The 11,867-nt window shown below is 68.1% G+C and carries 13 protein-coding genes; 10 read left to right on the plus strand and 3 right to left on the minus strand.

The window, feature by feature from the left end; translation table 11 throughout:
* Window positions 1-175 precede the first annotated feature (175 nt).
* From GRI75_RS01055 to GRI75_RS01090, 8 genes are all read left to right on the plus strand, one after another.
* Complete coding sequence (locus GRI75_RS01055) at window positions 176-592, plus strand: SUF system Fe-S cluster assembly regulator (protein WP_160745082.1); 417 nt, start codon at window positions 176-178, stop codon at window positions 590-592.
* Complete coding sequence (gene sufB, locus GRI75_RS01060; protein ID WP_160745083.1) at window positions 589-2,070, plus strand: Fe-S cluster assembly protein SufB; 1,482 nt, start codon at window positions 589-591, stop codon at window positions 2,068-2,070. Before GRI75_RS01055 ends, sufB begins: the two co-directional genes overlap by 4 nt.
* Entirely contained in the window at window positions 2,070-2,549 is a 480-nt protein-coding gene (locus tag GRI75_RS01065) for an endonuclease domain-containing protein (RefSeq protein ID WP_160745084.1), read from the plus strand. Before sufB ends, GRI75_RS01065 begins: the two co-directional genes overlap by 1 nt.
* Window positions 2,533-3,276 (plus strand): Fe-S cluster assembly ATPase SufC, encoded by a 744-nt coding sequence (gene sufC / locus GRI75_RS01070; RefSeq protein WP_160745085.1) that lies wholly within the window; start codon window positions 2,533-2,535, stop codon window positions 3,274-3,276. Before GRI75_RS01065 ends, sufC begins: the two co-directional genes overlap by 17 nt.
* A 142-nt stretch (window positions 3,277-3,418) precedes the next feature.
* Entirely contained in the window at window positions 3,419-4,171 is a 753-nt protein-coding gene (locus GRI75_RS01075) for a SufD family Fe-S cluster assembly protein (protein WP_160745086.1), read from the plus strand.
* A 146-nt stretch (window positions 4,172-4,317) separates the two neighbouring features.
* Window positions 4,318-5,508 (plus strand): aminotransferase class V-fold PLP-dependent enzyme, encoded by a 1,191-nt coding sequence (locus tag GRI75_RS01080; RefSeq protein ID WP_235911092.1) that lies wholly within the window; start codon window positions 4,318-4,320, stop codon window positions 5,506-5,508.
* Window positions 5,505-6,005 carry an SUF system Fe-S cluster assembly protein gene (locus GRI75_RS01085; protein ID WP_160745088.1) on the plus strand — a complete coding sequence of 167 codons (501 nt, stop codon included), beginning with the start codon at window positions 5,505-5,507 and terminating at the stop codon, window positions 6,003-6,005. Before GRI75_RS01080 ends, GRI75_RS01085 begins: the two co-directional genes overlap by 4 nt.
* A gap of 50 nt (window positions 6,006-6,055) precedes the next feature.
* Complete coding sequence (locus GRI75_RS01090) at window positions 6,056-6,412, plus strand: HesB/IscA family protein (protein ID WP_202389517.1); 357 nt, start codon at window positions 6,056-6,058, stop codon at window positions 6,410-6,412.
* Between the two features lie 156 nt (window positions 6,413-6,568).
* On the opposite strand, the gene GRI75_RS01095 is transcribed toward GRI75_RS01090, so the two are convergent.
* Window positions 6,569-7,012, minus strand: coding sequence for a hypothetical protein (locus GRI75_RS01095; RefSeq protein WP_160745089.1), 444 nt, complete (start codon window positions 7,010-7,012; stop codon window positions 6,569-6,571).
* The gene (locus GRI75_RS01100) at window positions 7,002-7,697 is read right to left on the minus strand and encodes an EI24 domain-containing protein (RefSeq protein ID WP_160745090.1); all 696 of its coding nucleotides are present in this window, start codon (window positions 7,695-7,697) and stop codon (window positions 7,002-7,004) included. The genes GRI75_RS01095 and GRI75_RS01100 overlap by 11 nt, the downstream gene beginning before the upstream one ends.
* 110 nt (window positions 7,698-7,807) lie before the next feature.
* Between GRI75_RS01100 and GRI75_RS01105 the strand changes: the two genes are divergently transcribed.
* On the plus strand, window positions 7,808-8,803 hold the full coding sequence (locus GRI75_RS01105; protein ID WP_160745091.1) for an adenosine kinase: 996 nt from the start codon (window positions 7,808-7,810) through the stop codon (window positions 8,801-8,803).
* A 291-nt stretch (window positions 8,804-9,094) separates the two neighbouring features.
* Here GRI75_RS01105 and purD read toward each other — a convergent pair whose 3' ends face one another.
* Window positions 9,095-10,399: a phosphoribosylamine--glycine ligase gene (purD, locus tag GRI75_RS01110; protein ID WP_160745092.1), complete on the minus strand. Its 1,305-nt coding sequence runs from the start codon at window positions 10,397-10,399 to the stop codon at window positions 9,095-9,097.
* Between purD and xseA the strand changes: the two genes are divergently transcribed.
* Window positions 10,398-11,852 (plus strand): exodeoxyribonuclease VII large subunit, encoded by a 1,455-nt coding sequence (xseA, locus tag GRI75_RS01115; protein WP_160745093.1) that lies wholly within the window; start codon window positions 10,398-10,400, stop codon window positions 11,850-11,852. The genes purD and xseA overlap by 2 nt on opposite strands.
* Window positions 11,853-11,867 lie beyond the last annotated feature (15 nt).

The following is an 11,867-nucleotide window of genomic DNA, read 5'->3' on the forward strand; positions in this document are numbered from 1 at the left end:
GTCGTGGGCGCCCGGCGGCTCAAGCTGCAACGTGAGCCCCGCAGCGAGGTTCCCCCGCTTCTCTTGAGCCCTCTTCTCTTGAGAACGACTCGCAGGAAAGTGTTTGCCGTTGAAAGACTTGGCGTGACTTCCTAGGTGAATTGGACCGATCCGCTCCGATTAGGAATTTGCGCAGATGCGCCTGTCCAGCATGGCCGATTACGCCGTCGTCACGATGAGCGCCGCCGCGCGCCATTGCGGCGGTGCGCGCGTGTCGGCGGCGGATCTGGCCGTGGAGACGGGCCTTCCGGCGCCGACGGTGCAGAAGCTCGTCAGCATGCTCAGCAAGGCCGGCCTGCTGCGCTCCGCTCGCGGCGCCGGCGGCGGGCTCCAGCTCGCGCGGCCGGCGGCGGCGATCTCCCTGGCGGATATCGTCGAAGCCGTCGAAGGCCCGATTGCGCTGACCTCCTGCGTCCAGCATGGGCGCCACGATTGCGCGCTGGAAGGCACCTGCAACGTCCAGCCGCACTGGGCCGTGGTGAACGAGGCGCTGCGTGGCGCGCTCGCCAACGTGCCGCTGACGCAGCTTGTACAGATGAAAGTACCCGCATGACCGAGGAAGTAGACATCCAGGACCGCGAGGCTCGCGAGGCCGCCGCCCGTGCCGCGGATTACGAGCACGGCTGGTCGAGCACGATCGAGACCGAGTTCGCCCCGAAGGGGCTGAACGAGGACACCGTGCGGTTCATCAGCGCCAAGAAGAACGAGCCGGAGTGGATGCTCGAATGGCGACTGAAGGCCTTCCGCCTGTGGCTGGAGATGGAGGAGCCGAACTGGGCGAAGGTCGGCTACCCGAAGATCGATTACCAGGACGCGTTCTACTATGCCGCGCCGAAGAAGAAGCCGACGCTGAAGAGCCTCGACGAACTCGATCCCGAGATCCGCGAAGTCTACCAGAAGCTCGGCATTCCGATCGAGGAGCAGAAGGTCCTCGCAGGCGTCGAAGGCGCGCGCAAGGTCGCGGTCGACGCGGTGTTCGACTCGGTCAGCGTGGCGACCACCTTCCGCGAGGAGTTGAAGAAGGCCGGCGTCATCTTCCTTTCGATCAGCGAGGCGATCCGCGAATACCCTGAGCTGGTCAAGAAATGGCTCGGCCGCGTGGTGCCGCAGCGCGACAACTTCTTCGCCACGCTCAACAGCGCGGTCTTCTCCGACGGCACGTTCGTCTACATCCCGGAAGGGGTGCGCTGCCCGATGGAGCTGAGCACCTATTTCCGCATCAATGCGGAGAACACCGGCCAGTTCGAACGCACGCTGATCATCGCTGAGAAGGGCAGCTACGTCAGCTACCTCGAAGGTTGCACCGCGCCGATGCGCGACGAAAACCAGCTCCACGCAGCCGTGGTCGAGCTGGTCGCGCTGGACGATGCCGAGATCAAGTATTCGACTGTGCAGAACTGGTACCCGGGCAATGCCGAAGGGCTGGGCGGGATCTACAACTTCGTCACCAAGCGCGGTCTTTGCCAGGGCGCCCGCAGCAAGATCAGCTGGACCCAGGTCGAAACCGGCAGCGCCGTCACCTGGAAGTACCCGAGCTGCGTGCTCAACGGCGAGGATTCGGTCGGCGAGTTCTACTCGGTTGCGGTGACCAACAACCACCAACAGGCCGACACCGGCACCAAGATGATCCACAACGGCAAGGGCAGCCGCTCGACGATCATCTCCAAGGGTATCAGCGCCGGCAAGTCGAACAACACATATCGCGGACTGGTGCGCGTCGCGGCCAATGCCGACAACGTGCGCAACTTCACCCAGTGCGACAGCCTGCTGCTCGGCGACCGCTGCGGGGCCCACACGGTGCCCTACATCGAGGTCAAGAACCCGACCGCGCAGATCGAGCACGAGGCGACCACCAGCAAGATCAGCGACGACCAGCTGTTCTACGCCATGCAGCGCGGGCTCGGACAGGAAGAAGCGGTGGCGCTGATCGTCAACGGCTTCGCGAAAGAAGTGATGAAGCAATTGCCGATGGAGTTCGCCGTGGAGGCGCAGAAGCTGCTGGCCATTTCGCTCGAGGGGAGCGTGGGTTGATGACCGAGCGTAAGAAACTGTCGCTCGGTGCCGTCACCGCCCGCGCGGACGAGCGCGATGCGGCCGACCGTGCACGTGCCTGGAAGGTCTCGCCCGCGCGGGCGGAGGCGCTGAAGGAGCGGGCGCGCGACATGCGGCGCAACCCGACGCCGGCGCAGCAGGCGCTGTGGGAACGGCTGAAGGACAAGCAGTGCGGCTTCACGTTCAACCGCGAGGTCGTGATGGGCAGCGCGATCGTCGACTTCGCCTGCAAGACCCGCTGGCTCGTCGTCGAAGTCGGAGAGACCGAAGGCTCGGCCGCGACGATCGCGGAGCTGAGCGACCGCAAGCTGCGCGAAGTCGGCGTGCGGGTCCTGCGTTTCGCGGAGCCCGACGTGCTCGAGAACATCGATACCGTCGTCAAGGCGGTGAAGGACGAGCTGCAGAAGCCGTTCGAGAAGCCCAAGATGCAAGAAGGTTCCAATGCTGCAAATCGATAACCTGCGCGCCTCCGTCGGCGGCACCCCGATCCTCAACGGCCTTTCGCTTTCGGTGAACGCGGGCGAGATCCACGCGATCATGGGCCCGAACGGAGCCGGTAAGTCGACCCTCGCCTACGTGCTCGGCGGACGGCCCGGCTACGAAGTGACCGGCGGCTCGGTGAGCTTCGGCGGACAGGATCTCCTCGCCATGGAGCCGCACGAGCGCGCCGCGGCCGGCATGTTCCTGGGCTTCCAGTACCCGGTCGAGATTCCCGGCGTGTCGAACGTCCAGTTCCTGCGCGAGGCGCTCAACGCCCAGCGCAAGGCGCGGGGGCAGGAACCGCTCTCGGGCGGCGACTTCCTCAAGCTGGCGCGCGAGAAGGCCGGGCTGCTCAGGTTGGACATGGACATGCTCAAGCGCAATGTGAACGTCGGCTTCTCCGGCGGCGAGAAGAAGCGCGCCGAGATGGTCCAGATGGGCATCCTCGATCCGCAGTTCGCCGTGCTCGACGAGACCGATTCCGGGCTCGACATCGATGCGCTGAAGATCGTCGGCGAAGGGATCAATGCGATCATGCGCAAGCCCGACAAGGCCGTGCTGCTGATCACCCACTACCAGCGCCTGCTCGACTACGTGAAGCCGGACAAAGTGCACGTCCTGGCTGCCGGCCGCATCGTCAAGACCGGCGGGCCCGAGCTGGCGCACCAGCTCGAAAGCGAAGGCTACGAGGCGGTGGCGGCGTGATGCCCGTGTCGAACTCCCTCCCTCGTCATCCCGAATTCGTTTCGGGATCCATCGTGCCGCCTGAGATGACGGTGCGCGCGGAGAGATGGACCCTGAAACAAGTTCAGGGTGACGGGATGTTTTTGTCGTGGGGGGTGTATCGGTGACCGACGCAGTCCTCCCCACCTGGCGCGACGAGGAATGGCGCTACGCCGATTTTACGGCGCTGGAGACGCTTGCCCCGGAGAGTTTCGGCGAGTGGCGCGACGTCGAGGTTGCGCCGGGCGCGACATGGCGCGAGTGCACGGTTGTGGGCGGCTCTCAGCCGGGCTTGCACCGCATGCGCATCACCATCGGCGAAGGCGGCCGGGCCGAGCTGTTCGCGGTGAACGCCGGCGCGGACTACACGCGCGTCGAGTGCGTCGTGCGCCTGGCCAAAGGCGCGCACTTCGAGTTCGGCGGCGTGACCATTGGCGGGGGGGAGGCGACGCGCGAGTTCGTCACCCGGCTCGAGCATGCGGAGCCCGAGGCGACCAGCAACCAGGTCGTGCGCGCGGTGCACTGGGGCACGGCGACGGGCAACTTCCTCGGCCGCATCGATGTCGCCCGCGATGCGCAGAAGACCGACGCCGCGCAGGACTTCAAAGGCCTGCTGCTGGAGCGCGGCGCTTCGACAAACGCCAAGCCGGAGCTGGAGATCTACGCCGACGATGTGAAGTGCGCCCACGGCGCGGCCATCGGGCAGATGGACGAGATGGCCGGCTACTACATGGCCGCGCGCGGGATTCCGCCGGAAGCCGCCCGCAAGCTGCTGGTGCGGGCGTTCATCGCCGACGCATTCGCAGGGCTTGAGGATGAGGGCGAACAGGAACGGCTGCTCGAAGCTGCGCTCGAAGTGCTCGGAGACGCGGTATGAATGCTGCTGACCAGATCCTCCCCGGCACGGGGAGGGGGACCGCTCGCGAAGCGAGTGGTGGAGGGGGCTTGCCTCCTGGCGCCACGCTTGCCGCGAACCCCCTCCACCAGCCTGCGGCTGGTCCCCCTTCCCGTCCCGGGGAGGATTTGAGGAAGGATTTCCCCGGCCTGCAGAACGCCGACGGCTCGCCGTGGCACTACCTCGACACCGCGGCGACTTCGCAGAAGCCGCAGGCGGTGATCGACGCGGTGACGCGGGCGATCGGCAAGGATTACGCCACCGTCCACCGCGGAGTCTACACCCGCTCGGCCGAGATGACGCTCGGCTACGAAGCGGCGCGGCGGCGGGTCGCGGCGTTCATCGGCGGGCGGGAGGACGAGATCGTCTTCACCCGCGGTGCGACCGAGGCGATCAATCTCGTCGCGCAAAGCTGGGGCTCGGCCAATCTCCAGGCCGGTGACCGCATCCTGCTTTCGGTGCTGGAGCACCACTCGAACATCGTGCCGTGGCAGCTTCTGCGCGATCGCACCGGCATAGAGATCGACGTTTGTCCGCTCACGGAGGACGGCCTGATCGACCTCGATGCGGCGGAGCGGATGCTGACGCCGCAGCACAAGCTGGTGGCCTTCGCTCACGTCTCCAACGTGCTCGGCTCGGTGCTCGACGTGAAGCGGGCGGCGGAATTGGCGCACTCCGTCGGGGCGAAGCTCTTGCTCGACGGCTGCCAGGCCGTGCCGCGGCTGCCGGTCGATGTGACGGCGCTAGGCTGCGACTTCTACGCCTTCTCCGGACACAAGCTCTACGGCCCGACCGGCGTCGGCGCGCTCTGGACCCGCAAGGAGATCCTCGACGCCATGCCCCCGTGGCAGGGGGGCGGGGCCATGATCGACCGGGTGACTTTCGAGAAGACGAGCTACGCCCCGGCGCCGCAGCGGTTCGAGGCGGGAACGCCGGCGATCGTCGAGGCGATCGGGCTCGCCGCCGCTTGCGACTATGTCGCCGGGATCGGGCTCGAGGCCATTCACGCCCATGAGGCACGGCTGGTGACACAGCTGCGCGAGGCGCTCCGGGGCATGAACGACGTGACGCTGTTCGGCCCGGACCAGAGCGCCGGGATCGTCAGTTTCGCGATCCGCGGGGTTCACCCGCACGATCTCGGCACCATATTGGACGAGGAGGACGTCGCCATCCGCGCCGGGCACCACTGCGCGCAGCCCCTGATGGACCGGCTTGGGGTCGACGCCACGGCACGGGCGAGCTTCGGATTGTACAGCGACGAGGACGATGTCGCGGCGCTTTTGCGCGGGATCGAACGGACAAAGAGGATTTTCGGATGATCGAGGAAGCGGACAAGCGCTTCAGAGTGGAGGAAGTGGATGCGGTGGCCCCGCCGCCCCGCGCGCGCGTCGAGGACGCTGCGGAAGACGCAGCGCCCGCGGAGAGCGCGAGCCAGAAGCTCGAGCGCAAGAAGGACTATCTCGATGGCTTTCTCTCGCAGAAGCCGGTCGAAGCTGCGGCCGGCGAACCGGGCGGCGAGCTTTACGAGAACGTTATCGGCGCGCTGAAGGAGATCTTCGACCCGGAGATCCCGGTCAACATCTACGATCTCGGGCTGATCTACGGCGTCGAGGTCAGCGACGAGGCCGACGTTACGATCATGATGACGCTGACCACCCCGCATTGTCCGGTCGCCGAATCGATGCCCGGCGAAGTCGAGCTGCGCGCCAGCTCCGTGCCCGGCGTGCGCAGCGCCGAGGTCAACCTGGTGTGGGATCCGCCATGGGACCCCGCCAAGATGAGCGACGAAGCGCGCCTCGAACTGGGCATGTTGTAAGCAGGCCCATATCTCCGCCCGTGCACCGGGCGGGAGAAGGAAACGAGCTGATGAGTGACACGAAAACCCGCACCCGCCCCGCCGCCGTCCTGCTGACGCCCGCGGCCGAGCAGCGCGTTGCGGATCTGATGGCCAGCGCGCCTGAGGGTGCGATCGGCGTGAAGCTTTCCACGCCCCGGCGGGGCTGCTCGGGCCTGGCCTATTCGGTCGACTACGTGACCGAGGAAGCTGCGTTCGACGAGAAGATCGAGACGCCCGGCGGCACGTTCTACATCGACGGGGCCAGCGTGCTCTACCTGATCGGCAGCACGATGGATTGGCGCGAGGACGACTTTACCGCCGGCTTCGTGTTCGAGAACCCCAACGCCAAAGGCGCCTGCGGCTGCGGCGAGAGCTTCACGGTCTGAGGACTGGCTGACAGGGCGCGCCAGCGTCCTTCGACAAGCTCAGGACAAACGGGGAATGGTTGGGACGGGTCTGCGCGCGGCCACCAGGCCCCTTCATCCAACGATCTCCGTTCGTGGTGAGCTTGTCGAACCACGATCAGGCGCAACAGTCGCCCCCTAGCGCCTCGCCAACGCCGCAACGCAGGCGGCCCGGTCCACGTCCGCCCCGTCGCTGGGGCGGCGGGCGTCGACGTACGTGGCCACCGGCTCCGCGCCCGGGCGCAGCGGGTAGAGGAACACGTCGAGCACGCAGGCCTGGCCCGAAAACTGCAGCTTGCGCATGTCGCCTTCGCGCACGTCGAGGCGCGGGGTGCCGAACTGCTGGATCAGTGCACCGGCATTCTGCTCGATGACCCGCTCCAGCCCCGGCATGCGCATGATCTGCGGTGCGCGGAAGACGGCGCTCGGCGGAGGTGTGGGGGTCGTCGGCGGGATGCCGGAACGAGGCGGCTGCTGTTGCGGAGCCGGGGCGGCCGGTCCGCCGGGCGTCGGCACGGCGGCGCAGGCGGCCAGCAGAGGCAGCAGCAGGAGGGCGGCGGCTTTCGATAACTCAGGTCGCATGGACAGTCCCTAACCGGCGGTGCACGAGATGGGTCGCCGCCGCCGCGCCGAGCACCGGCGCCAGCAAGTTCACGAACGGCACGGCGAGAAGCGCCGCGATCGCCCCACCGAGCAGGAAGCGTTCGGCCGGGGCGACGGGGGCGAGGTTGGCGGATGCGGACGGCCTGTGGCGCAGCCAGACCATATCGGTCAGCTCGCGGCCGAGCAGCCAGGCGTTGACCGCCCAGAACAGCAGCGCCGGGCCGATGCCCGTGAAAAGCAGCATCAGCGCGAAGGGCAGGGCAGCGAGGTTGGCGACCAGCGCCCGCAGCGCACCGCGCAGGCTGTTGCTCAGTTCCTCGGCCAGCGGCAGCTTGCGGGCGGCGGCGGCCGCTTCCGGATAGCATTTGCCTTCGACCGCCTCGACGATCTCGTCGGCGAAGAACTGTAGCACGGCCAAGGCGACGATGCGGAACAGCAGCCATGCGCCGATCACGGTCAGGACCACGGCCAGGAGCCCGCTGAGGCCGTAATCTCTCCCGAAACCGGCTGCATCGAAGGCCGCATCGAGCCCGAATCCCATGGCGATGCCCAGCGTAACGAAAATCGCCAGCGTCAGCGCCACGCTCTTGGCGATGACCCGCAGCACCGGCGGTTCGGTCAATTGCCCGGCGGCGCGCAGCAGCGATGTCGGCAGGCTGGTCATCCGCCGGGTGGAGTGCCGCCCGCGGCCACCCAAGTCAATCGCGGCAACCCGCGCTTGGCCGCGCGGGCAAGCGCCGCTAAGGCCGCGGCGCAACTGCACAGGACCCCCAGATGACCGAACCTCGCTTCGACGTACTCGCCATCGGCAATGCCATCGTGGACGTGATGGCTCCTTGCGATGACTCGCTGCTCGAGCGGTTCGCGATGGCGAAGGGCGGCATGACGCTGATCGACGACGCGGAGGCGACCACGCTCTATGAGGCGATGGGCCCGGCGCGGGAGATTTCCGGCGGTTCGGCGGCGAACACCATCGCCGGCCTGGCGGCGCTCGGCGCCAAGTGCGCCTTCGTCGGCCAGGTGGCGGAGGACCAGCTCGGCGAGGTCTTCGCCCACGACATCCGCGCCGCCGGCGTTCATTTCGCCACCGCCGCGCGCCCGGGCGAGCCGCCGACCGCGCGCTGCCTTATCTTCGTCACGCCGGATGGGCAGCGCACGATGAACACCTATCTCGGGGCGACCCAGTTCCTTCCGCCATCGGCGCTTGACCTCGAAGCCGTCGCTGCGGCGAAGATCCTCTATCTCGAAGGCTACCTGTGGGATCCGGAAGAGCCGCGCGCGGCCATGCGCCGGGCGATCGCCGCCGCGCGCGAGGCCGGCCGGCAGGTGGCGCTGACGCTGTCCGATCCGTTCGTGATCACGCGCCATGGCGACGATTTTCGCGCACTGATCGCCGAAGGACTGCTCGACATCCTGTTCTGCAACGAGAGCGAACTTGCAGCGATGACCGGCAAGGACGATTTCGAGGAGGGCCTCGCGCAGCTCGGCTCGCAAGTGCCGGTGCTGGTGGTCACCCGCAGCGAGAAGGGCGCGGTTGCCGTGCGCGGATCGGAACGCGCCGAAGTGCCGGCCGAACCGGTCGGCGAAGTGGTCGACACGACCGGTGCCGGCGACCTGTTCGCCGCCGGGTTCCTGTTCGGCCATGTGCGCGGCAAGAGCCTGGAAATGTCGCTGACGATCGGCGCTGTCGCAGCCGCCGAGATCATCTCCCACTTCGGCGCCCGCCCGGAGGCCGACCTGAAGGCGCTGGTGGAGAAGCGGCTCCGCTAACAGGTACTGCCGTTCGCCCTTAGCCTGTCGAGGGGCGGGAAGCGCGGTGCCAGTCGTGGTTCGACAAGCTCACCACGAACGGAGGTGGGGCCCGAAACGGTTGTTTAGTGTCCGCTGCCGATCAGAACCTTCGCCCGATCCTACTCCGTCACCCTGAACTTGGTTCAGGGTCCATTTCTCCGCCCGCACTGTCGCGGCTGTGGAAGCATGGATGCTGAAACAAGTTCAGCATGACGGGAGGCGGGGCGGGGCACGCCGAAGCGGGTCGCGTAGCGGCCGCCAGCGAAGGCCCTAGCCTTCTGCCCGTTTGGCCTCGCGGGCGACTTCGCGCCAGCCGATGTCGCGGCGGCAGAAGCCGGTCGGGAAGTCGATCGCGTCGACGGCGCGGTAGGCGGCCTGCTGCGCTTCAGCCACGGCGGGCGCGCGTGCCGTCACGTTGAGCACGCGGCCGCCGCTGGCCACGAGCGTGCCGCTGCCGTCCAGCGCCGTTCCGGCATGGAAGACTTTCGCACCCGTCGCCTCTGCCTCGGCAATCCCCTTGATCGCACCGCCTTTCGCCGGCGTGTCCGGGTAGCCCTTGGCCGCCATAACGACCGTGAGCGCCGTGCCCTGCGAGAACTTGGGCGGGGGCAGCGAGGAGAGGCTGTTGGTGGCGCAGGCGTAAAGGTATTCGCCAAGGTCGCTTTCCAGCCGCATCATCAGCACCTGGCACTCGGGATCACCGAAGCGGCAGTTGTATTCGACCAGCTTCGGGCCATCGCGCGTCAGCATCAGCCCGGCATAGAGCACGCCCGAATAGGGCATGCCTTCCTGCGCCATAGTGTGGACGGTCGGCGCGATGATCCGCTGCAGCGCCTCGCCCCGCAGTTCGGGCGTCAGCACCGGCGCGGGGCTGTAGGCGCCCATGCCGCCGGTGTTCGGACCGGTGTCGCCCTCACCCACGCGCTTGTGGTCCTGCGCGCAGCCGAACGGTACGATCGTGGAGCCGTCGGTAATTGCGAAGTAGCTGGCCTCCTCGCCCTCCATGAATTCCTCGATCACCACTTCCGCGCCGGCCTGCCCGAACGCGCCGCCGAACATGTCGGCGAGCGCGTCCTCCGCCTCCTGACGGCTCTCGGCGATCACGACGCCCTTGCCGGCGGCCAGCCCGTCCGCCTTGAGCACGTAGGGCGCGGCGAACCGGTCGAGCGCCGCCAGCGCGTCTGCGAGCGACGCCGTGCGGACATAGCCGGCGGTCGGGATCCCGGCGCGTTCGCAGAGGTCCTTGGTGAAGCCCTTGCTCCCTTCCAGCTGCGCCGCCGCCCTTGACGGGCCGAACACCGCGATACCCTTGCCACGCAAGGAGTCCGCCAGCCCGTCGACCAGCGGCGCCTCAGGCCCGACTACGACGAAGCCGATCTGTTTCGCGGCGCAGAACGCGGCCACGGCGGCATGATCGGTCACTTGCAGCTCCACGAGCTCGGCATGTGCCGCCACGCCGGGATTGCCCGGGCTGGCGTAGAGCGTACCGCCCTCGGCCGCGATGAAGCGGGATTGCGCCAGCTTCCACGCCAGCGCATGCTCGCGCCCGCCCGATCCCAGCAAGAGGATATTCATGTCCGGCCCTACTTTCGAAGACGATGATCCAAACGATGCCGGGCTCGTAGCCAAGGGTCTCGCCGGGGACAACGCCGCCCCGCTCTCGATCACCGAAATTTCCCAGCTGCTGAAGCGTACTGTCGAGGACCGCTTTGGCTATGTGAAGCTGCGCGGGGAGCTGTCCGGCGTCAAGCGCGCCGCCTCGGGCCATCTCTACTGCTGCCTGAAGGACGACAAGGCGGTGATCGACGGGGTCATGTGGCGCACGGGCGTCCAGCGGCTCGGCTTCGTGCCGGAAGACGGGATCGAGGTCGTCGCCACCGGCAAGCTGACGACGTATCCGGGCCGCTCGAAGTACCAGATCGTCATCGAGCGGATGGAGATCGCCGGCGAAGGGGCCCTGCTGGCGCTGCTGGAGAAGACCCGCCGGCGGCTCGAGGCCGAAGGGCTGTTCGCCGCCGAGCGCAAGCGGCCGCTGCCGTTCCTGCCGCTGGTGATCGGCGTCGTCACCTCGCCGACGGGAGCGGTGATCCGCGACATCCTCCACCGCCTGGCGGACCGCTTCCCCAGCCGGGTGCTGGTCTGGCCGGTGCTGGTGCAGGGGCAGGGCTCGGCCGAGCAAGTCGCTGCCGCGCTCCGCGGGTTTGCCGAGCTCACCCACGGCGGCGCGATCCCTCGCCCGGACCTGCTGATCGTCGCCCGGGGCGGCGGCTCGATCGAGGACTTGTGGGGCTTCAACGAGGAAGTCGTGGTGCGGGCCATCGCCGGATCGCCGATCCCGGTGATCAGCGCTGTCGGCCACGAGACCGACACCACGCTGGCGGACCACGCCGCCGACCGCCGCGCGCCGACGCCCACAGCGGCGGCGGAGATCGCCGTGCCGGTCCTGCGGGAGCTGTCCGCCGCGATCGACGAATTCGGCTTGCGGATGCGCAAGTGCACTCACCGCCCGCTGACGCTCGGCCGCGAACGGCTGGAAGGGCGGCTGCTGCGCATGCCCCGGCCGGAGACGCTGGTCGCGCAGGCGGCGCAGAAGCTCGACGATGCGGCCGAGCGCTTGCGCCGCGGTCTGGCCGACCGGGCGGTGCGCGCGCGTACGGTGCTGCAGGACGATCGCCACAGGCTCTCTGCGCCCTTGCTGCAGTCGAACATGAAGGCGGCCAAGCAGCGCTTCGACACGACGCGGTTCAGCGCCGATCTCGTGCTGCGCCGCATCGCGGAGCGGCGCGAGCGGCTGGACGCGCTGGAGCGCGTGCGGCGGCAGCTCGATCCCAAGGCGCCGCTGGCGCGCGGCTACGCTCTCGTCAGCGCGGCGGGGCAGCCGGTGATCGCCACGCGCGATTCGGCGGCGAAGCAAACCCTGCTGACCCTGGAGTTCGCCGACGGAACGCTCGACGTGGTGCCGGGCGGCGCGCCGAAGAAACGCCCTGCCGCGCCCAAGCCTGCCGGGGAGCAGCCGAAATTGCTTTAGACCGAAGCGCTTGGT

Origin of the sequence: Croceibacterium soli, assembly GCF_009828065.1 — a bacterium.
GTDB lineage: Bacteria > Pseudomonadota > Alphaproteobacteria > Sphingomonadales > Sphingomonadaceae > Croceibacterium_B > Croceibacterium_B soli.